Genomic DNA, 21,246 nt, shown 5'->3' with positions numbered 1-21,246 from the left:
CACCGGTACCGGGCGCGTCATTCCAGGGCGCGGCGCACGGCGCGGGCGGCGGCGCGGGCCCGTTCCCCGGTGAGCGGGGTGCCCGCGCCGTCGGTGAGGTAGAAGGCGTCGACGGCGCTGGCGCCAAGGGTGGAGACGCGGGCGCCGCGGACGGTGGCACCGGTGGATTCGAGGGCCCGGCAGACGCGGTGCAACAGGCCGTGGGAGTCGCGGGCGCGGACGTCGATGACGGTGGCGGTGCGGGAGGTGCCCGGGGCGACGGTGACGGTGGGCGGCGGGGCGTGGGGCGCACGGGGCCGGTGGGCGCGTTCGCGGGCGGCGAGGCGGGCGGGGAGGTCGAGGGTGCCGTCGAGGGCGCGGAGGAGGTCGGCGCGGAGTCGGGCGGCCGGGGGCAGGGCCCCGTAGTGGGCGGCGATCCGCCAGGTCAGCAGGGCGACCGGTCCCGCGCCGACGGGGTCGAGGGTGCGCAGATCGGCGGCGCGGACGGTGATCCGGTGCAGGGCGAGGACCCCGGCCGCGGCGGCGAGGACGCCGGTGGCGGGCGCCGCGGACGCCGGGTCCGGGCAGCGGTCGGTGGGGACGGCGAGGAGGAGTGCGGCGCCGACCGGTTCGGGGGCGCCGGGCCCGGTGTCCGCTCCTGCGGCGCCGGGCGCGGGGCCTTCGGGGCGGAGGGTGAGGACGGGGCCGCCGGTGTGGGCGGCTTCGGCGGCGAGGCGTTCCTCCTCGGCGGTGGGTGGGCGGGTGGCGGGGCCGTCCGGTACGGGTTCACCGGCGAGGCGGTCGGCGACGCGGGCGACGAGGCCGTCGACGAGCGCACCGCGCCAGGCGCTCCATGCGGCGGGCCCCGTGGCGCGGGCGTCGGCCTCGGTGAGGGCGTGCAGCAGGCCGAGGGTGCGGACGGTGCCGACGGCTCCGGCGACGGCGGTGACCGTCTCGGGGTCGTCGAGGTCGCGGCGGGTGGCGGTCTCGATGAGCAGCAGGTGGTGGCGGACGAGGGTGGCGAGGACGGCGGTGTCGTGGGCGCCGAAGCCGAGGCGGGCGGCGACGGCGCGGGCGACGGGTGCACCGGCCACCGCGTGGTCGCCGGGCAGGCCCTTGCCGAGGTCGTGCAGGAGGGCCGCGACGAGCAGCAGGTCGGGCCGGTCGACGCGGCGGGTGAGGGCGGCGGCGCGGACGGCGGTCTCGACGAGGTGGCGGTCGACGGTCCAGGTGTGGACGGCGTTGCGCTGCGGCAGGCAGCGGACCCGTTCCCACTCCGGCAGCAGGCGGGTGAGCAGGCCCTCGGCCTCCAGGGTCTCCCAGACGGGGACGGTGGGGGCGCCCGCGTCGAGGAGGGCGACGAACGCCTCGCGGGCCTCGGGCGGCCACGGCACGGGTAGCGGGTGGGTGGCGGCCGCGGCGGCGCAGCGGCGGGCGGCGTGCGGGGAGAGCGGCAGTCCGGCCCGGGCGGCGGCGGCCGCGGCGCGCAGGCCGAGGACGGGGTCGCGTTCGGGGCGGGCGGTGCGGGCGAGGGCGGCCTCCCCGTCGTGTGCGACGACGCCGTCGGCGAGCGGGGCGCGCTCGCCCCGTCCGGCGGCGCGGTCCCCGGCGAGCAGACCACGCAGCAGCGGGCGTACGGAGCGGGCGCGCAGGATCCGGCCGGTCGCGCGCCAGGTGATGTCGGCGGCGTACGCGAGGGTGCGGGCGGCCTCGTAGGTGTGGCGGAGCAGGACGTCCGCGTCGGGGAGGCCGAGGGCGGCGGCGACCTGGTCCTGTTCCTGGAGGGTGAGGCGGTCGGTGGCGCGGCCGGTGGCGAGGTGGAGCGCGTCGCGGATGTCGAGGAGGCGGGTGCGGGCGGCTTCGAGCCCGTCGCGTGGGGCGTCGGCGACCCAGGAGGCGGCGACGGCGCGCAGGGCGGTGGCGTCACGCAGCCCGCCGCGGGCCTCCTTGAGGTCGGGTTCGAGGAGGTACCGGAGGTCGCCGTGGCGCTCGGCGCGGGCGCGTCCCAGGGCGTGGAGTTCCGGGAGGCGGGCGGGGGCGGCGGCGCGCCAGTCGGCGGCGGCGGCGGTGCGCAGCGCGTCGGTGAGGGTCCGGTCACCGGCGAGGTGGCGGGCGTCAAGGAGGCCGAGCTGCACCTTGAGGTCGGCGCGGGCGGCGGTGCGGGCCTGCGCGGGGGTGCGGACGGAGTGGTCGAGGTCGAGGCCGTGGTCCCAGACCGGGTACCAGAGGCGGTCGGCGAGCGTGGCGAGTTTGGACGGGGCGGCGCGGCCGTCGTGGAGCAGGAGGAGGTCGAGGTCGCTGCGCGGGGAGAGTTCGCCACGTCCGTAACCGCCGACCGCGACGAGCGCCGCCCCGGTGACCCCGGTGTCGACGGCCGCGGCGGCGAACAGCGCGGCGAGCCAGTCGTCGGTGACCTGCGCGAGGGCGGCCCGGCGCTCGGGGCCGGGGAGGGCGGGGGTGGGGAGGAGGCGCAGCCGCGTGGCGGGGTGGTCGTCGTCCGGCGTGGGGCCGGCGGCGCTGCGGGGCGAGTTGTCGTCCGGTAGGGGACCGGCGGCGTTCCGGAGTGAGTTGCCGTCGTCGCGGGACGGGGCCGGGGTGTACGGGGCGGGGCGGGGGGCCGGAGCGGGGCGGGGGCGCGGGGCGGGAGCCGCCCCCTTCCCGGGCCCCGCCGACCGGGGGTCACAACGCATCCGCCCCCCTCTCCCCCGTGCGCACCCGCACCACTTCGTCCACCGGCACGCTCCACACCTTGCCGTCACCGATCTTGCCGGTGCGGGCGGCGGTCACGATGGCCTCGGCGAGAGGGGCGGCGTCCGCGTCGTCGGCGAGGACCTCGATGCGGATCTTCGGGACGAGGTCGACGGTGTACTCGGCGCCGCGGTAGACCTCGGTGTGGCCGCGTTGCCGGCCGTAGCCGCTGGCCTCGGTGACGGTCAGGCCGTGCACGCCGAACGCCTGCAGTGCCTCCTTCACCTCGTCGAGGCGGTGCGGCTTGATGACTGCCGTGATGAGCTTCACGCGTCCACCCTCTCCGTGTCCGGGCCGAGGCCCCGTTCCGCTTCGTTCGTGGGTGCCGGTCCGCCGCCGAGGGCGCCGGGAGTCCCCAGGGCCACGGCCGGTACGCGGTGGACGGCGCCGCCGCCCGCGCCGGTGAAGTCGTAGGCGGTCTCGGCGTGGGCGGTCCGGTCGACGCCGGTGATCTCCTCGTCCTCCGCGACCCGGAAGCCCATCAGCCGGTCGACTCCCTTGGCGAGGAGGTGGCTGACGACGAAGGAGTAGAGCAGGACGGCGGCCACGCCGAGGGTCTGCTTGCCGAACTGCCCGAGGCCGCCGCCGTAGAAGAGGCCGCGGGCGGGGGACTGCACGCCGCCGGTGGCGAAGAGGCCGACGAGGAGGGACCCGGCGATGCCGCCGACGAGGTGGACGCCGATGACGTCGAGGGAGTCGTCGTAGCCGAGCTTGTACTTGAGGCCGACGGCCAGGGCGCAGAGGATCCCCGCGATGACGCCGACGGCGAGGGCACCGAGCGGGCTGACGGCGCCGCATGCCGGGGTGATGGCGACGAGTCCGGCGACCGCGCCGGAGGCGGCGCCCAGGGTGGTGAACGCCCCGTGGCGCAGCTTCTCGTACGCGAGCCAGCCGAGCATCGCGGCGGCGGCGGCGACCTGGGTGTTGACGAAGGCGACCGCGCCGACGCCGTCGCCGTTGCCCAGCCAGGAGCCGGAGTTGAAGCCGAACCAGCCGAACCACAGCAGTCCGGCGCCGAGCATCACCAGGGGCAGGTTGTGCGGCCGCATCGGGTCCTTGCGGAAGCCGATGCGCCGTCCGACGACGAGGAGGACGCCGAGGGCGGCGGCGCCCGCGTTGATGTGGACGGCGGTACCGCCGGCGAAGTCGATGACGCCGAGCCGGAAAAGCCAACCGCCCTCGCCCCACACCCAGTGGGCGACGGGGAAGTAGACGACGGTGACCCACAGGGCGGTGAAGAGGGCCCATGCGGTGAATTTGACGCGGTCGGCGAGGGCGCCGCTGATCAGCGCGGGCGTCAGGACGGCGAACATCAGCTGGAAGACGGCGAAGACGTACACCGGGATGGTGCTGGTGCCCCACAGTTCGGTCAGGCCGATGCCGCCGAGTCCGGCGAAGTCGCCGCGCCAGCCGATGAGTCCGCCGCGGTCGGTGCCGAAGGCGAGCCCGAAGCCGTAGAGGACCCACAGGACGGTGACGATGCCGAGGCTGACGAAGCTCATCATCAGCATGTTGAGGACGCTTTTGACGCGCACCATGCCGCCGTAGAAGAAGGCCAGGCCCGGCGTCATCACCATGACGAGGGCGGAGCAGAGGAGCATGAAGCCGGTGTCGGCCGGGCTCAGGGCGGCGTCGGCCGCGAGCCCGTCCGCGAGGGTCTGGATGCCTGGGGGCATCGGCGTCTCCCGTCGTCGATGCGGCCCGTGCGGGTGCCGTGGTGGGTGGGCCGTCGTTCCGACGAGGCTGGCGCAGCCCGGTTTCGGCCACGGCCCACGGGTGTTTCGCCGCCGTGACGAAGGCGTCGTCGGTGTTACGTGGCGGTGAACGGGGACGGTGCGCACGGCGCCGGACGCGGGCCGGCCGCGGCGCCACCCGTATGACCTGGCATGGGGAAGCCGAGTCGGGTGGTACGGGGTGGCGTCCGCGGCCGGTGTCGTGCGGCCTCGGCGTCGTCAGACGGCCTCGGCCTCGGGGAGGCCGCGGGCCAGCTCCTCGCCGAGGTGGATCACCTCCGCGACGGTGCCGAAGTCGCGGGCGGCGGTGTCGACGGTCTTCCGCAGCCGGGTGTTGACCCGCTCGGAGCGGACCTGCTGGGCGAACGGCATGGCCTGCCGGGCCCGCACGGCGCACTGCTCCGGCTCGCGCTGCAGCAGATGGACGGTGGCCATGCCGATGAGGTTGAGGGCGTACGAGCGCTGGTGCTCGGCGTCCTTGGCGAAGAGTTCGACGGCGCGCTCCATGACCGGCGCGGCGAGGGCGGCGTAGGTGGGGCTGCGCCCGGCGACGTAGGCGAGATCGCGGTAGGAGTGGGCGTTCTCGGCGTTCAGTTCGGCTTCGGAGAAGAAGCGGATCCAGTCGGGCTCGGGCTCGCCCGGCACCGCGTCCTCGAAGGTCTCCTCCGCCATGCGGACGGCGCGCTTGACCTTGCTGGGGCGGCCCATCCCGGCGCAGGCACGGGCCTCCACCGCGTACAGCATGGCCTGGGTGCGGGCGGTGGCCGTCTCGCGGCTGCCGTACTGCGCGAGGTGGATCAGCTCCAGCGCGTCGTCGGGGCGGCCGAGGTGGATCATCTGGCGGCTCATGCTGGAGAGGATGTACGCACCCAAGGGGCGGTCGCCGGCCTCCTTGGCGGCGTGCAGCGCGAGGACGAAGTACTTCTGGGCGGTGGGCTGCAGGCCCATGTCGTAGCTCATCCAGCCCGCGAGCTGGGAGAGTTCGGCGGCGACCTTGAAGAGGCGGGTGGCGACGGTGGCGGGCTGCGGCTCCTGGAGGAGGTCGGTGACCTCGTGGAGCTGGCCGACGACGGCCTTGCGGCGCAGCCCCCCGCCGCACTGGGCGTCCCACTGCCGGAACATGGCGGTGGTCGCCTCCAGCAGGTCGAGTTCGGGTACGGAGAGGCGGGCGCGGCGGGTGCGGTCGCGGGCGGGGTCGGGCTGCGGGGCGCCCGGGGCCGGGGGGACCGGAACCAGCCAGCGCTGCATCGGCTCGATGAGGGACGGTCCGGCGGCGAGGGCAAGGGAGGTGCCGAGGAAGCCGCGGCGCGCCAGCATCAGGTCGCTGCGGGAGAACTCGCTGAGGAGGGCGGTGGTTTGGGGACCGGCCCAGGGCAGGTCCACGCCGGAGACGGACGGGGCGCGGTGCGCGGCGCGCAGGCCCAGCTCCTCGACGCCGACGACGCAGCCGAAGCGTTCGGAGAAGAGTTCGGAGAGGATGCGCGGGATGGGCTCGCGCGGCTGTTCGCCGTCGAGCCAGCGGCGGACGCGGGAGGTGTCGGTGCTGATGTGGTGCGCGCCCATCTGGCGGGCTCTGCGGTTGACCTGACGGGCCAGCTCGCCCTTGGACCAGCCGCTGCGCACGAACCACGATCCCAACTGTGTGTTGGGACGCTTCTCGGCAGTTCCGCTGCCGTTGCCGCCCACTGGTAACGCCCCCAACCGTGTGTCGCCCGACGCGAATCCCGTGCAGGATCCGGCTTGTTGAGGCATCCTGCCCGGCCGGCTCCGGCCGGTCGCGCATTCCGGCCACCGCTCCGGCCGGTCCGGCCACCGGCGGGACCGCCCCGGACGGCACCCCCCGGCTCCGCGCACCGAAAGTAATCGTACGATCACGCTCTCCGTGAGATCGCTCACGGAAACGCCACCATTCGCCACCCCTTCGAATGAACTGGCACTCCGCTCCGCGCGATTGACTTGACACAGGTCGGGCGCAACCCGACGGAGCGATGCGTGTGACGGCGCGCGCCACGGCACACGCCCCGTGGCGCGCCCCGCTCCGAGGACGCGCCGCGGGGCGTCGGCGCCCCGTCGACGGAGCGTCACGGCGGCGCTCCGGGCGTCCCGTGCGGCGGGGCGCCGCGGTCGGCTCCGGGTCCCGGGGCGGCTCGTAACCAGACCGACACACCACCCGTTGGAGGGGGCATGGGTTTCACGATCGGCGGCATCCGGGACATCGGTGCCAGGCGCCGCGTGCGCGCGCCCGAGAGCACCACGGTGGCCGAATACACGGGGCTGTGGGGCTGGGACGTCGTGCCCGGCGCCCGGGCGGCACGCATCGGTGGCGGGCGCCTGGAGTGCTCGTGCGGGGTGTCCGCGTGCCCGGCACCCGGCGCGCATCCGCTGTCCTTCGGCGCGGAGATCGCGGCGGGCGCCTCGCTGGAGACGGTCACGGCCGCCTGGTCGCGGACGCCGGGGGCGGCGGTGCTGCTGCCGGTGGGCCGGTCGTTCGACGTGCTCGACGTACCGGAGGCGGCGGGCCGGTGCGGGCTGGCGCGGCTGGAGCGGATGGGGGTGCCGCTCGGCCCGGTGGCGCTGACACCCACGGGGCGCGCGCAGTTCTTCGTCGCGCCGGGGGCCGCCGCCGGGCTCCCGGGGCTGCTCTACCGGACGGGCTGGGACGACGCGGCGCTCGATCTGCGCCCCCTGGGGCAGGACGACCACCTCACCGCTCCCCCGTCCGACCTCGGCGCGGACGGCCCCGTGCGCTGGCTCCGTCCGCCGTCCCTGGAGACGGCGGCCCGCCCGCCGCAGGCCCGGTTGCTGCTGGGGATGCTCGCGTACGTCTGCCACCGCTCGGGCCACCGGGCGGCCGGGTAGCGCCCCGGTCCGCTCCGACGCGACGGCCCCCGGCGCCTCGCTCCGTACGGGAGCGGGTGCCGGGGGCCGTGGGCGCCGGTGGGTGGCGCGGTGGTCAGTCGCCGATCAGCGCGTCGACGAACGCCTCGGGCTCGAACGGCGCGAGGTCGTCGGCGCCCTCGCCGAGACCGACGAGCTTCACCGGGACGCCCAGCTCCCGCTGGACGGCGACGATGATGCCGCCCTTGGCGGTGCCGTCGAGCTTGGTGAGGACCACGCCGGTGATGTCCACAACCTCGGCGAAGACCCGCGCCTGGACGAGGCCGTTCTGGCCGGTGGTGGCGTCGAGGACGAGCAGCACCTCACCGACCGGGCCGTGCTTCTCGACGACCCGCTTGACCTTGCCCAGCTCGTCCATGAGGCCGGTCTTGGTGTGCAGCCGGCCGGCGGTGTCGACGAGGACGACGTCGGCGGATTCGGCGATGCCCTCCTTGACAGCGTCGAAGGCGATGGAGGCGGGGTCGCCGCCCTCGGGGCCGCGCACGGTGCGGGCGCCGACCCGTTCGCCCCAGGTCTGGAGCTGGTCGGCGGCGGCGGCGCGGAAGGTGTCGGCGGCGCCGAGGACGACGGACTTGCCGTCGGCGACCAGCACCCGGGCGAGCTTGCCGGTGGTGGTGGTCTTACCGGTGCCGTTGACGCCGACGATCAGGACGACGCCGGGGATCTCGTCGCCGCCGTTGCCGATGCCGTTCGCGGTGTGCACGGAGCGGTCGATGTCGGTGCCGATGAGGGTGAGCAGTTCCTCGCGCAGCAGGGCGCGCAGGTCTTCGGGGGTGCGGGTGCCGAGGACCTTGACCCGCTCCCGCAGCCGCTCGACCAGCTCCTGGGTGGGGGCGACGCCGACGTCTGCGGTGAGCAGGGTCTCCTCGATCTCCTCCCAGGTGTCCTCGTCGAGGTGTTCGCGGGACAGGAGGGTCAGCAGGCCCTTGCCGAGGGAGTTCTGCGACCGGGAGAGCCGGGCGCGCAGCCGCACCAGGCGGCCGGCGGTCGGCTCCGGAACCTCGATCTCCGGGGCGGGCGGGGCCTCCGGCTCGGCGACCGGCGCCTCGGCCTCGGGGGCTTCGGCGACGGGCAGCGGCGTGTCTTCGATGGTGCGACGGGATACGTCGCTCGGGGTCTCGGCTTCCTCACCGACCTGCGGTTCTGCGGGCGGCGCGGTGACGGAGGGCGTGACGGCGGCGGTCGGCGGGGACGGCGGCAGCTGCTTCTTCTTGCGGCCGCTGACGACGAGCCCGCTGATCGCGCCGAGCACGACCACGGCGATGACTACAGCAAGGATGACGATTTCCATAACCCTCCCAGTATCAGCCACGTGCCGTCCTCGGGGGCCGCACGCGCCGATCCCGTAAGCGCCGCGCGCCCCTCGCGCCCCCGCCCACGCCCCGGTGCGCGGGGCGCGCGTCCGACACGTCGAGGCTGGCCGGAAATCGCTGGTCAGCAGGGTGGCGGGAAAGTGAGGGGCTTCCTCAGACAGCGCGGAGCTGCGGTTTCATGGAGGCATCCAACGGGACGTACGGCACGAACTTGGACCAAAGTACAATGGTGGACGGCTGCGCAACGCGCGTAGAGTCCTGGCGACCGAACCCGGCCGGGCACCAAAGCCGCTGCCTCAGCGCCTCCCGGGGCGCTCCAGAACCGCGCACGGAGACACCTGCACCATGGGCACCACGTCCACCCCCGAAGCCGACGGCGCCGTCGAGACCCGGGGCATCGAGCCCGTACCCGACCGCGAACGCCACGGACGCGTCCGCGAACTGTTCCCCACCTGGGTCGCCGCCAACATCAGCGTGCTCCTGCTGACCATGGGCGCCGCGCTGGTGGTCAACAACGGGCTGAACTTCTGGCAGGTGCTGCTGGTCGCCGTCATCGCCGCGACGGTGGCGTTCGGCATGGTCGGGGTGTTGTCGGTGTCCGGGAAGTGGGGCGGCGCGCCGGGCGCGATGCTCTCCCGGGCGGCGTTCGGCGTCCGGGGGAACTACTTCCCGGGCGCGGTCCTGTGGGTGGCCCGCTTCGGCTGGGAGACGATCAACGCCGTCACCGGCGCGTACGCGGTGCTGACGGTGCTGCGGCTGCTGTTCGACATCCGGGCCAACAACCTGCTGGTGGTCATCACCCTGCTCGCGTTCGTCGCCTGTACGTATCTGGTGAGCGGCATGGGGCGCAAGGCGCTCAACCTCTGCAACCGGTACTCCACGTACCTCTTCGGCCTGTTCACCGTGATGGTGCTGGTGTATCTGATCGCCACCATGGACTGGCAGGCGATCTTCGCGAAGAAGGCGGGCACCACCGCGATGGTGATCGCGGGCATCGGCACCATCGCCGCGGGCGGCATCAGCTGGGTGCCCACCGGCCCGGACTTCGCGCGCTACCTCCCGCACTCCGCGTCCGGCCGCCGGATCGTCGGCGCCACGGTCTCCGGCGCGGCGCTGGTGCTGGTGCCGATGGTGCTGATGGGCGGCGTGATGGCGGTGTCCAACCCGAAGCTGGCCGGGCAGAACACCGACCCGATGTCGTTCCTCGGCACGATCCTGCCGACCTGGCTCGCGGTGCCGTATCTGATCACCGCGCTGGTCGGGATGGTGCTGATCAACAGCCTGTCGATGTACTCCGCCGGGTTCACCGCGCAGACCATGGGCGTCAAGCTGCCGCGGGCCCTGGCGGTGAGCATCAACGCCGTCATCAGCCTGGTGGGCGGGCTGTTCATGATGCTGGTCGCCAAGGACTTCATCGGGCAGTTCATCACCTTCCTCACGCTGCTCGCGGTCTCGTTCTCCGCCTGGATCGGCGTCTACGCCGTGGACATGGCCCGGCGCCGCTCCCTGGCCGTCCGCTACGACGCCGACAGCCTGCTGACCATCGGGCGCACCAGCCGCTACTGGTACCGGGGCGGCTTCTGCTGGCAGGCCATGATCTCCTGGGCCGCGGCGCTGGCCGCGGGGCTGTGCTTCACGACGGTGCAGTGGTTCACCGGCCCGCTGGCCACCACCTGGATCGGCCGGAACGGCCTGGGCTGGGCGGCCACGATCCTGATCGCCGCGGTCCTCTTCGCGGTGCTGCCCCGCCCGAAGGAGAACGTCCCGGCCACGGACGAGCCGGTCACCGGGGGCCGGACGCCGCTCACGACGGGCTGACGGGCCGCCGCGTGGGGCCATGCCCCCGTCCGGCCTCGTGCGGCCGGGGCCTGCCTCGTGCGGCGCCGTGCCGCGGCTCCATGCGGCACCATGCCGCGGCGCCGTGTGGACAAGAGGCCCCGCCCCATGCGGGGCCCCACACCTGGCCCCATGCGGCACCGTGCCGCGGCCCCATGCGGCACCACCGCGCCCCGACGCACGGCGACACGACCGCCCCGTCCGGGGCCACGGGACCACCCCGGGCGCGGCCCGCACCACCCTGGAAATCTGACACCTCGTCAGCTCCCCCCCCCCACCCGCCACCCGCCACCCGGCGAAGGGGACGCCGCCATGCCGCCCATCACCGTTCTGCGCCTGAACCTCGTCGACCCCGACCCCTCCCCCGCCTCGCTCGCCGCCCGCTACCGCGCGGCGCTGGAGATGGCCGCGTACGCCGACGCACGGGGCCTGACCACCGTGCAGACCGAGGAGCACCACGTCACCGGCGACGGCTGGATGCCCGCCCCGCTGGCCTTCGCCGGGGCGCTGCTCGGCGCCACCCGCCGGATCACGGTCACGGTCTCCGCGCTGCTCACGCCGTTGCACGATCCGCTCCGGCTGGCCGAGGACCTCGCCGTGCTCGACCTGCTCGGCGGCGGACGGCTGGTCACCGTCGCCGGGCTCGGCTACCGGCCCCAGGAGTACGCGGCGTACGGCAGGGACTGGGCCGGGCGCGGCGCCCTCCAGGACGAGGTGCTGGAGACGCTGCTGACCGCCTGGCGCGGCGAGCCGTTCCGGTACCGGGGCCGCACCGTGCAGGTCACGCCGCGCCCCTGCACCCGGCCGCATCCGCCGCTGCTGGTCGGTGGCGGTTCACGCGCCGCGGCCCGGCGCGCCGCCCGGCTGGGGCTGCCGCTGTTCCCCTCCGCCCATCTGCCGGAGCTGGTGGCGTACTACCGCGAACGGTGCGCCGCGTACGGCACCGAGGGCCGGGCGCTGCAGCCCGACGCCCGCACCTGCCTGCTGCACGTCTCCGAGGACCCGGAACGGGCCTGGGATCGCTACGGTCCGCATCTGCTGTACGAGGCCCGGACCTACGCGTCCTGGCAGCCCGCGGGCGTCCGCTCGGCGGTGCGCTCGGCCGCACGCGACGTGGCGGAACTGCGCGCGGAGGGCATCTACCGCATCGTCACACCGCAGGAGTGCCTACGGCTGGCCCAGGAGCCGGACGCGCCGGGCTCGTGGGTCCTCCACCCGCTGTGCGGCGGCATCCCGGTCGACGAGGGCTGGCGCGCCCTCCGCCTCTTCACGGACGAGGTCCTGCCGGGGCTGGGGGTGGGGTGAGGGGCGGTGCGGGGCGGGATGTCGCATGAGACGGGGCGGTACGGGGCCGGGCGCTGCAGGGGGCGGGGCGCACCATGCAGCCGCCCCATGCGGCACGAGGCACGGGCCGGTGCGGCCCGCCCCATGCGGCCGTGCCCCCTGCGCCGCCGCCCGGCCCCGTACCCCCGTACCGTCAGCCCTCCGGGTAGAAAACGAACAGTGTGCAGCCATCCGCGGACTGCGGCACGTGCCAGGAGCCCGCGGGTGCGTGGATAAAGGTCCCCGCGGGGTGGGCGCGGTCGCCGTCGTGGAAGGTTCCGGAGACCACGTAGACCTCCTCGGGGCCCGGCTCGTGGACGTCGATCCCGTCCCAGCAGCTGCCGGGGGCGAACTCCACGACCATCGCCTTCGCGCCGTTCTCCCCGGTCCACAGCAGCCGGGCGCTGATGCCGGGTGCGGGTTCCATGGGCTCGGCGTCGGCCACCGTACGGAAGAGGTAGCCGGGCGTGCCGCCCACGCCCCCGGGGTGCGCCCCCGCCACCGCTCCGGCGGCTATGCCCTCGGGCGCCGCGTCCTGCTCGTCGTTGACCTGCGTGTTCACGTTCATGGGGACAGCTTGTCGGGCCGGTGGGGGCCGTTCCCAGTGCCAGAACCGACCCCGCCGGGTACTTTCCTGCCATGATCAAATCGTCGTCCCGCACCGCCGTGCCACCGGGCGGGGAAGGGGCGCGTCATCAGGTCGTGGCGCTGGTGCACGCACCGCAGCCGACGTTCGAACTGGGCTGTGCCGCGGAGGTCTTCGGCACCCGGCGGCCCGGCCTCCCCGCGTACTACGACTTCCGGATCTGCGCGCTGCGGCCCGGCTCCGTGGCGACGACCGCCGGGTACACGCTGCACGCCACGGCGGGGCTGTCCGCGCTGGACGAGGCCGACACCGTCGTCGTCCCCGGCTGGGCGCCCGACGCGCCGTTACCCGAGGCGATACACGGGGCGCTGCGCGCCGCCCACCGGCGTGGCGCCCGCCTGATAGGGCTCTGCTCGGGCGCGTACGCGCTGGCCGCCACCGGGGTGCTGGACGGGCGGCGGGCGACGACCCACTGGAACCGCGCGGCGGATTTCGCGGCCCGTTTCCCGCGCGTGGAGATGGACGCCACGGTGCTGTACATCGACCACGGCGACGTCGCGACGAGCGCGGGGGCGGCCGCCGGGGTCGATCTCTGTCTGCATCTGCTGCGCGCCGACCACGGTGCCGGGTACGCGGCGCGCGTCGGCCGCTACATGGGGGTACCGCCGCACCGTGAGGGCGGCCAGGCGCAGTTCACCGCGGAGGCGCCGCCCCGGCGGGCGGACCCGTCGCTGGCACCGTTGCTGGACTGGGTGTCCGGGCGGCTGGGGACGCGGGTGTCGGTGGCGGAGATGGCGGCGCGGCTGCGGGTCTCGCCGCGGACGCTGGCGCGCCGCTTCACCGAGGAGGTGGGCACCAGCCCCGGCCAGTGGCTGCTGGCCCGCCGGATCGCGGCGGCGTGCACGCTGCTGGAGGAGACCGATCTGCCGGTCGAGGCGGTGGCCGCGCGCGTCGGCCTCTCGTCGGCGACCAACCTGCGGCGCCGCTTCCACGACGCCCTGGGCACGACACCGGCCGCCTACCGCCGCGCCTTCCGCCACCGCTCCCCCGTGCCGCCCGGGAACGCCGGTACCTGACGAGCGGACGGGCCCGGGGCGCGCCGCATGCCGCGGCGCATGGGGCCGACGCGCATGGGGCCGCCGCGCATGGGGCGGCACACAGGAACCGCGCCCCCCGTACGCACGGCGCAGCCACGCAGGAGGCCCACGCACCACGCGGCGCCCACCGGAACACCCCCACACACGACACCGCCCCGGCTCTCCGAATGAGCCGGGGCAGCATCCACTTCCGAGGAAACGGACTGGCGGGGTGGGTTAGCCCATCTCCTCCAACGCCTTGCCCTTGGTCTCCTTCACGAACTTCAGCACGAAGGGGATCGAGAGCAGGGCGAAGACCATGTAGATCACGTACGTACCGGAGAGGTTCCAGTCGGACAGGCTCGGGAAGCTCGCCGTGATGGCCCAGTTGGCGATCCACTGGGCGGAGGCGGCGACGCCGAGCGCCGCGGCGCGGATGCGGTTGGGGAACATCTCGCCGAGGAAGACCCAGACCACCACGCCCCAGGAGAGGGCGAAGAAGAGCACGAAGCAGTGGGCCGCGATGAGGGCGACGGTGCCCTGCGTCGTCGGCAGCGTCCCGGCCGCCGTCTTGGCGGAGAAGGCCCACGCCTCCAGGGCGAGCGCGACGGCCATACCGGCGGAGCCGATGAGGGCCAGCGGGCGGCGGCCGATCCGGTCGACGAAGATCATCGCGATGACGGTGCCGATGATGTTGATGATCGACGTGGTGAAGCTGTAGAAGAACGAGCCGCTGGGGTTGATGCCCACGGACTGCCACAGCGTCGACGAGTAGTAGAACGCGACGTTGATGCCGACCAGCTGCTGGAAGACCGACAATCCGATACCGACCCACACGATCGGCAGGAAGCCGCCCCGGCTGCCCAGCAGATCCCTGAACGTCGACTTGTGCTCCCGGCGCATCGCCTCCTGGATCTCCTCGACCCGCGTGTCGAGATCGACGCTGTGCCCCTCGACCTCGGACAGCACCTGCTTCGCCTTGGTGATCTTGCCGACGGAGATCAGGAAGCGCGGCGACTCCGGGATGACGAACGACAGCAGGCCGTACAGGAGCGCCGGGATCACCATCACGCCCAGCATCCACTGCCACGCCTCGATACCGGCGAGCTTGCCGCGCTGGTTGCCGTCGGCGAGGTTGAGGATGCCCCAGTTGACGAGCTGGGAGACGGCGATGCCGACGACGATCGCGGCCTGCTGGAACGAGCCGAGCCGCCCCCGGTACGCGGGCGGCGAGACCTCGGCGATGTACGCCGGGCCGATCACCGACGCCATGCCGATCGCGATACCGCCGAGCACCCGCCACATGGCGAGGTCCCAGAGCGCGAACGGCAGCGCGGACCCGACGGCGCTGACGGTGAAGAGCCCCGCGGAGATCTGCATCACGTGGATGCGGCCGATCCGGTCGGCGATCCGGCCCGCGGTGGCGGCGCCGATCGCGCAGCCGATCAACGCGATGGCGATGACCTGGGCCAGAACGGCGGAACCCACGTCGTACCGGCCGCGGATCGCCTCGACGGCGCCGTTGATGACGGAGCTGTCGTAGCCGAAGAGGAAGCCGCCCATCGCGGCAGCCGCGGTGATGAAGATGACATGGCCGAGATGGTCCGGCTGAGCCTTGCGGCCTTCCGGTACCGCCGGCTGCGCGGTGCTGGTCAACGTGTACTCCAGTGGCCCGGCTGCGCTGCCGGGCGTAGGGGGCTGGCACTTCCAGTGGCGCATACGTCGAGGGCAGCCACCACGTGAAGGCAAAAACGACATGGCAGAGACTATTCGTTCAAGTTTCTAAGTCAATAGCGCGAGATGAAAAGACGCATCCACCCCGTTGGGTGACCTGAATTCAAGTTCTGAACAGAGGTGTCGGGCTCAGCGCAGCCGCTGGCTGATGACCTTCGAGACACCGTCGCCCTGCATCGAGACACCGTAGAGGGCGTCGGCGACCTCCATCGTCCGCTTCTGGTGCGTGATCACGATCAGCTGGCTGCTCTCCTGCAGCTCCTCCATGATCCCGATCAGCCGCTGCAGGTTGGTGTCGTCGAGCGCCGCCTCGACCTCGTCCATCACGTAGAACGGGCTGGGGCGCGCCTTGAAGATCGAGACCAGCAGGGCCACCGCGGTCAGCGACCGTTCGCCGCCGGACAGCAGCGAGAGCCGCTTGACCTTCTTGCCGGGCGGGCGGGCCTCCACGTCCACCCCGGTGGTCAGCATGTGCTCCGGATCGGTCAGCACCAACCGGCCCTCGCCGCCCGGGAAGAGCCGCCCGAAAACGCCCTCGAACTCCCGCGCCGTGTCGTGGTACGCCTCGGTGAAGACCTGCTCCACGCGCTTGTCGACGTCCTTGACGACCTGGAGCAGATCGACCCGGGTCTTCTTCAAGTCTTCAAGCTGCTCGCTCAGGAACTGGTGCCGTTCCTCCAGTGCGGCGAACTCCTCCAGGGCCAGCGGGTTCACCTTCCCGAGCTGCTGATACGCCCGCTCGGCCGCCTTGAGCCGCTTCTCCTGCTCGGCACGGACGTACGCCACCGGCCGGTTCCGCGGATGCTCCGGATCGTCCGGCAGCCGCTCCCCCTCCGCGGGCGGCGACGGCGGCACGGGCTGGTCCGGTCCGTACTCCGCGACCAGCGCGGACGGCTCCACGCCCAGCTCCTCCAGGGAACGCGACTCCAACTGCTCGATCCGCAGCCGCTTCTCGGCCCCCAGGACCTCGCCCCGGTGCACCGAGTCGGTCAGCTTGTCCAGCTCCGACGCGAGCTGCCGGCCCTGCTCCCGCGCGGCCGCCAGCGCCTCCTCGCTCCCGGCGGTGGCCCGCTGCGCCACCGCCCGCTCCTCCTCGGCCCGTACGAGGGAGACCTCGACGTGCGCCAGCAGCTGCCGGGCGCCCGAGACGACCGCCGAGGCGACCGCCGCCTCGTGGCGCAGCCGGGCGCGCCGCCGTTCCGCGCGCGCCCGCGCCTCGCGCTCCGCGCGCGCCCCTCGGTCCAGCGCGTCGGCCCGCCCGGCGAGCGCCTTGACCCGCTCCTCGTGCGTACGCGTCTGGAGCCGGGCCTCCATCTCCGTCTGCCGGGCGTTGGCACCGTCGGCGGCCAGCCGGTCCCGTACCGAGGTGTCCGGCTCCTCCTCGCCCGGCTCCTCCTCGGCGACCGCCAGCCGCTCCGCCAGCTCCTCGGCCTCCTCGGTGGCGCGGGCCAGGGCCTCCTCGGCCTTCGCCGTCGCGGCGGCGGCCCGTTCGGCCTCCCCCGCCGCCGCCCGCGCCTGCCCGGCGAGCCGCCCGAGGTCCCCGGCGACCTGTGACTGCTCACGCTCCGCGGTACGCCGCCGGGCGTCCAGCTCCGCGACGTGCGCGGCGGCCGCGGTGCGCCGTTCGGCGGCCCCGTGCCGCTCCTCGGCGAGCGCCGTGCAGCGGGCGTCCAGCGCCGCGAGTGCGGCGGCCGCCTCGTCGACGGCCACCCGGACCTCCAGCAGGCTCGGCGCCCCGGCCGACCCGCCGTGCGCGAAGTGCCCGCCGAGCACATCGCCCTCGCCGGTGACGGCCGTCATCTCGGGGCGCGCCGCGATCAGCTCCTCGGCGTCCTCCAGCGTCGCGACGACCACCACATCCCGCAGCAGCCGCCGGACGGCCAGGGTCAACTCCGGCGGTCCGTCGACGAGTTCGGCGGCCCGTACGCCCGGCTCCCAGGGGCCGGGCAGCAGCCGGGCGGCCTCCGGGGCGCCCGCCCCGTCCGGCTCCGCACCGGCCTCCCGCGCGGGCGCCGGGACCCGCACGCCGCATGGGGCCGCGGCACCACCGGGGGCCCCGTGCGCGGGCACGGCGGGGCCGGTCGTCGCGGGCACCGTCGCCCCGGGGGCGGCCAGCAGCATCGCCGCCCGGCCCGCGTCCTGCTTGCGCAGCAGACGGATCGCGTCGGCGGCGGCAGCCGGTCCGCTGACCGCGAGCGCGTCGGCCGCGACGCCGAGCGCGGCGGCGACCGGCACCTCGTGGCCGGGCGCAACGGTCAGCAGCTCCGCGGCCGGTCCGAGCAGGCCGGTCAGCTCCTCGGACGCGGCCAGGAGCGCGCCGCTGCCGTCCTTGCGCCGCAGCCCCGACGCGAGTGCGTCATGCCGGGCCGAGGTCGCGGCGCGCCCGCGCTCCGCGACGGTCAGCGCCTCCCGCACGGCCTCCAGCGCGGCGTCCGCCGCGGCGAGTTCCTGCCGGGCGGCCTCGTCCCGTTCGGCGTCCTCGGCGCGCGTCGCCTCCAGGGCACCGGCCTCCGCCGCGCGCCGTTCGTACTCCTCCTGCGCCTCCTGCGCCCGCTGCCGGGCACCGTCGCGGGAGGCGGCGAGCCGCCCGATCTCGGCCTGTGCGGAGGCGGCCCGGCCGCGGGCGGCGCTGACCTGCCCGCTGAGCCGCGCCAGGCCCTCGCGCCGGTCGGCGAGGGCCCGCGCCACATCGCGCAACCGCCGCTCCTCGTCGGCCAACTCCCGCTCCAGGGCAGCGCGGTGCTCGACGGTGTCCTCCAGCGCCCGGCTCGCGGCCTCCACCGCGGCGGTCAGCTCCGCCTCCTGCTCCCGGATGCGGGCGGCCTCGCGCTCCATGTCCTCGGGGTCCCGGCCGCGCCGCTCCTCCGGCGGCGCCTGCTGGGCGCTGCGCACCCGCGCCTCGGCGAGCGAGACGGTGCCGCGCACCCGCTCGGCGAACCGCGACAGCTCGTACCAGTTCTGCTGGGCCCGCTGCACCCGTGGCGTCAGCGTCCGCAGTCGCTCCTCCAGCTCCGCCTCCTGCCGCCGGGCGTCCCGCAGCCGCTGTTCGGCGGCCTCCTTGCGCTGCTTGAGCGCCGCCTCGTCGGCGATCTCGGCGTGCAGCGCGCGGCGCAGCGTGACGAGGTCGTCGGCGAGCAGCCGCAGCCGGGCGTCGCGCAGATCGGCCTGGATGACGGCAGCGCGCCGGGCGACCGCCGCCTGCCGGCCGAGCGGTTTGAGCTGGCGGCGCAGTTCGTCGGTGAGGTCCTGCACGCGGGCGAGGTTCGCCTGCATCGCGTCCAGCTTGCGGACCGCCTTCTCCTTGCGCTTGCGGTGCTTGAGGACCCCGGCGGCCTCCTCGATGAAGGCCCGGCGGCCCATCGGGTCGGCGTGCAGGACGCCGTCGAGCTGCCCCTGGCCGACGATGACGTGCATCTCCCGGCCGATGCCGGAGTCGCTGAGGAGTTCCTGGATGTCGAGCAACCGGCAGGTGTCGCCGTTGATCTGGTACTCGCTGCCGCCGTTGCGGAACATCGTCCGGGTGAGGGTGACCTCGGCGTACTCGATGGGCAGCGCGCCGTCGGAGTTGTCGATGGTCAGCGACACCTCGGCCCGGCCGAGCGGCGGCCGCCCGGTCGTACCGGCGAAGATGACGTCCTCCATCTTGCCGCCGCGCAGCGACTTGGCACCCTGCTCACCCATCACCCAGGACAGCGCGTCCACGACGTTGGACTTACCGGATCCGTTGGGCCCCACGACGCAGGTGATGCCCGGTTCGAAGCGGAGCGTCGTGGCGGAGGCGAAGGACTTGAAGCCTCGCAGGGTCAGACTCTTGAGGTGCACGCCGTGCGACTTTACCGGCCGATTCCGGGCGCCCCGGACGACATCCCGGGGCCCGGCGGAGACCGCCGCGCCGCCTCGCGTTCTCTTTCGGTTTCATGCCGCGTGGCGCAGGGCACATCATGCGGTAAGCGCCGGACGGAGCCGGCACTCGGGGCGCGGGGAGGGCGGACATGACGAAGGGACGCCGAAGCGTCCCTTTTGCAGATCTCGCGTGGCGCAGATCGTGCTGATTGCAGTTCCTCAAGCAGGTGGCATACGCCGTACCGGCCCTTGAGGCGGGGGTCAGGTGAGCGCGGGCTCCGCCTGGGGTACGTCGAGCATCGAACCGTCGTGACGTGCGGCAGCGGACAGCATGTCGTTTTCGGCCTGCATCCGGATCAGTTCGGATTCCAGGTCCTGCACGCGCTGCTGAAGCCGTCGCATCTCGGAGAGGACTCGGGGGTCGGAGCCGCCGACGTAACCGAGAAGCGCCTTTGCCATGATGGATGGTCCTCCACAATGAGTGACCGACCGAAGCGGTGTGGGTCGTGAGGGATTCGCGCACCCGCGGTGCTTGTCATTTGCGGGGTTCTCCATGCCAAACAGCTAAGGTGCGCGGGGATTCCAGAGTCTCACCAAATGTTTTGACGGTCAACACGATCACGCCCCGTATCGCCGGGCACCTGAGACGGCGCTGCCGTGACGGCCGGGCGCCGATGCTCCAGAAAGGTCCCGCAGGGGCGTGGAGATCATCCGTACAGCGGCAGCCTTGCACGGGACGGCCGAGTTGGCAACCACCAGGCCAGATCTCCCGACGGCGGGCCTCCGGGGCACGGTTTGAAGATCATCCCCGAGGCCACTCCGGGTCGGCTTTCCGCCGTCCGTCAACGCGTCGCGAAGCCGTCGTAACCCCCGCGCGGGGTGTCCCATATCTCAGTCACACCGTCGACGCGCCCGGGCGTGTCCCCGGCGCGCAGCCACTCCAGCAGTTCCTCGCAGCGGTCCTTCGGGCCTTCGGCGACGACCTGGACGCGTCCGTCGTCCAGATTGAGCGCGAATCCGACCAGTTCGCCGATGCGCAGGGCGGTGGCGCGGGTGAACCAGCGGAACCCGACGCCCTGGACCCGACCGCGCACCCATGCCGTCAGGCGGACTTCTTCCTTCATGGCGTGCACGGTATCCGGCCGATCGGCCGGCGAGCACATTGGCCCGGAGAGTCATGGCGTACAGTCACCCGGCAATCCAGCTCACCCTTTCGGGTGAATTTCTCGATGCTGAGGACGGAAGGACGCCAGCGGATGGGCCGCCACAGACGCTCTGTTCCCCCTGCCACCGGACCGGTGGGCGCACCGCCCACCGACGCCACGCCCGGCGAGGGCCGCCGACGGGGCCGCCGCGCCCGGCGCACGGTGCCGGTACGCACGGGGCTGATCGGCGCGTCCGCCGCGGTGGCGATGGGCACCGTCGCGGTCGCCTCGGGGCTGATCCCGGGCGGCGGCGACCGGTATGTCGTGGGTGAGGAGGCCGGGCAGCCGGTCCGGGCCGGTGCGCTGCCGGACGCTTCCCCACAGGGCGGCGAGTCGGCCGCACCGACGGACCGGGCATCGGGTGCGGTCGGCCGCGGCCGTGTCCGCGCCACGGCCCCCGGCACCGACCGGCCCACCTCCGCGGCGTCCCCGTCCACCTCTCCGTCCCCGAAGGCGCACCACAGGTCGGCGTCGCCAACGGCCGGATCCGGGCACGGCGGGAGCGGCGGCGCCGCCTCCGGCGCGGCGCCCACCACGGCGCCGACGCCGTCCGCACGCCCGCAGCGCTCGGTGGGCTCCGGGACATCGGCCGAGGCGCAGGTGCTGTCGCTGGTCAACGAGGAGCGCGCCCGGGCCGGCTGCGCGCCGGTCAAAGCCGACGCCGAACTGGCCTCGCTGGCGCGGGACTTCAGCGACGACATGGCCGCGCGCGGCTTCTTCGACCACACCGACCCGGACGGCGCGGGCCCCTGGGACCGCTCCCGCACGGCGGGTATCTCCGGCCTCGGCGGCGAGAACATCGCCCGCGGCCAGGCGGACGCCGCGGCCGTCATGGAGGCGTGGATGCACAGCCCCGGCCACCGCGCCAACATCCTCAACTGCGAGTACCGCATCCTCGGCGTCGGCGTCCACCGCGGGCCGGGCGGGCCCTGGTGGACCCAGGACTTCGGTTTCTGACGCCGACCGCCACCG

Annotated in this window: 15 protein-coding genes; 5 read left to right on the top strand and 10 right to left on the bottom strand. The window is 74.2% G+C overall.

What is annotated here, in order from left to right:
- Positions 1 to 17: 17 nt before the first annotated feature.
- The 4 genes from OG422_RS22930 to OG422_RS22915 all read right to left on the bottom strand — a co-directional run bounded on the left by OG422_RS22930 (position 18) and on the right by OG422_RS22915 (position 6,146).
- A complete protein-coding gene (locus tag OG422_RS22930) occupies positions 18 to 2,669 on the bottom strand; it encodes a [protein-PII] uridylyltransferase (protein ID WP_405744986.1) in 2,652 nt (883 codons plus the stop codon).
- Positions 2,659 to 2,997 (bottom strand): P-II family nitrogen regulator, encoded by a 339-nt coding sequence (locus tag OG422_RS22925; protein WP_405744984.1) that lies wholly within the window; start codon positions 2,995 to 2,997, stop codon positions 2,659 to 2,661. Before OG422_RS22925 ends, OG422_RS22930 begins: the two co-directional genes overlap by 11 nt.
- On the bottom strand, positions 2,994 to 4,403 hold the full coding sequence (locus OG422_RS22920) for an ammonium transporter (RefSeq protein WP_405744982.1): 1,410 nt from the start codon (positions 4,401 to 4,403) through the stop codon (positions 2,994 to 2,996). The genes OG422_RS22925 and OG422_RS22920 overlap by 4 nt, the downstream gene beginning before the upstream one ends.
- A 276-nt stretch (positions 4,404 to 4,679) precedes the next feature.
- Entirely contained in the window at positions 4,680 to 6,146 is a 1,467-nt protein-coding gene (locus OG422_RS22915) for a hypothetical protein (RefSeq protein WP_405744980.1), read from the bottom strand.
- A 498-nt stretch (positions 6,147 to 6,644) separates the two neighbouring features.
- Between OG422_RS22915 and OG422_RS22910 the strand changes: the two genes are divergently transcribed.
- Positions 6,645 to 7,319 carry a bifunctional DNA primase/polymerase gene (locus tag OG422_RS22910; RefSeq protein ID WP_405744977.1) on the top strand — a complete coding sequence of 225 codons (675 nt, stop codon included), beginning with the start codon at positions 6,645 to 6,647 and terminating at the stop codon, positions 7,317 to 7,319.
- Positions 7,320 to 7,413: 94 nt separating this feature from the next.
- Here OG422_RS22910 and ftsY read toward each other — a convergent pair whose 3' ends face one another.
- Positions 7,414 to 8,649 carry a signal recognition particle-docking protein FtsY gene (gene ftsY, locus OG422_RS22905; protein ID WP_143944090.1) on the bottom strand — a complete coding sequence of 412 codons (1,236 nt, stop codon included), beginning with the start codon at positions 8,647 to 8,649 and terminating at the stop codon, positions 7,414 to 7,416.
- Positions 8,650 to 9,016: 367 nt separating this feature from the next.
- Between ftsY and OG422_RS22900 the strand changes: the two genes are divergently transcribed.
- A complete protein-coding gene (locus OG422_RS22900; protein ID WP_143944091.1) occupies positions 9,017 to 10,489 on the top strand; it encodes a cytosine permease in 1,473 nt (490 codons plus the stop codon).
- A gap of 330 nt (positions 10,490 to 10,819) precedes the next feature.
- Entirely contained in the window at positions 10,820 to 11,812 is a 993-nt protein-coding gene (locus tag OG422_RS22895) for an LLM class flavin-dependent oxidoreductase (RefSeq protein WP_405744972.1), read from the top strand.
- Positions 11,813 to 11,984: 172 nt separating this feature from the next.
- Here the strand turns inward: OG422_RS22895 and OG422_RS22890 are convergent, their stop codons facing one another.
- On the bottom strand, positions 11,985 to 12,398 hold the full coding sequence (locus tag OG422_RS22890) for a cupin domain-containing protein (RefSeq protein ID WP_405744969.1): 414 nt from the start codon (positions 12,396 to 12,398) through the stop codon (positions 11,985 to 11,987).
- A 71-nt stretch (positions 12,399 to 12,469) separates the two neighbouring features.
- Here OG422_RS22890 and OG422_RS22885 point away from each other — a divergent pair, with 71 nt between their 5' ends.
- Positions 12,470 to 13,492, top strand: a complete 1,023-nt coding sequence (locus OG422_RS22885) for a GlxA family transcriptional regulator (RefSeq protein WP_405744966.1) — start codon at positions 12,470 to 12,472, stop codon at positions 13,490 to 13,492.
- A gap of 237 nt (positions 13,493 to 13,729) precedes the next feature.
- Here the strand turns inward: OG422_RS22885 and OG422_RS22880 are convergent, their stop codons facing one another.
- The 4 genes from OG422_RS22880 to OG422_RS22865 form a co-directional block, all read right to left on the bottom strand.
- Positions 13,730 to 15,148: a sugar porter family MFS transporter gene (locus tag OG422_RS22880; RefSeq protein ID WP_143941869.1), complete on the bottom strand. Its 1,419-nt coding sequence runs from the start codon at positions 15,146 to 15,148 to the stop codon at positions 13,730 to 13,732.
- A gap of 207 nt (positions 15,149 to 15,355) precedes the next feature.
- The gene (locus tag OG422_RS22875) at positions 15,356 to 19,048 is read right to left on the bottom strand and encodes a chromosome segregation SMC family protein (RefSeq protein ID WP_405744963.1); all 3,693 of its coding nucleotides are present in this window, start codon (positions 19,046 to 19,048) and stop codon (positions 15,356 to 15,358) included.
- Between the two features lie 282 nt (positions 19,049 to 19,330).
- Positions 19,331 to 19,528 (bottom strand): hypothetical protein, encoded by a 198-nt coding sequence (locus OG422_RS22870; RefSeq protein ID WP_030287366.1) that lies wholly within the window; start codon positions 19,526 to 19,528, stop codon positions 19,331 to 19,333.
- Positions 19,529 to 19,911: 383 nt separating this feature from the next.
- The gene (locus tag OG422_RS22865) at positions 19,912 to 20,193 is read right to left on the bottom strand and encodes an acylphosphatase (RefSeq protein WP_405744959.1); all 282 of its coding nucleotides are present in this window, start codon (positions 20,191 to 20,193) and stop codon (positions 19,912 to 19,914) included.
- Positions 20,194 to 20,325: 132 nt separating this feature from the next.
- On the opposite strand from OG422_RS22865, the gene OG422_RS22860 reads away from it, so the two are divergent.
- Positions 20,326 to 21,231 (top strand): CAP domain-containing protein, encoded by a 906-nt coding sequence (locus OG422_RS22860; protein WP_405744956.1) that lies wholly within the window; start codon positions 20,326 to 20,328, stop codon positions 21,229 to 21,231.
- The last annotated feature ends 15 nt before the right edge of the window (positions 21,232 to 21,246 follow it).

Source organism: Streptomyces sp. NBC_01525, assembly GCF_045040405.1.
Classification (GTDB): domain Bacteria; phylum Actinomycetota; class Actinomycetes; order Streptomycetales; family Streptomycetaceae; genus Streptomyces; species Streptomyces benahoarensis.
Note: the sequence above shows the minus strand (reverse complement) of the source record. Positions and strands in the feature narration are given on the sequence as shown.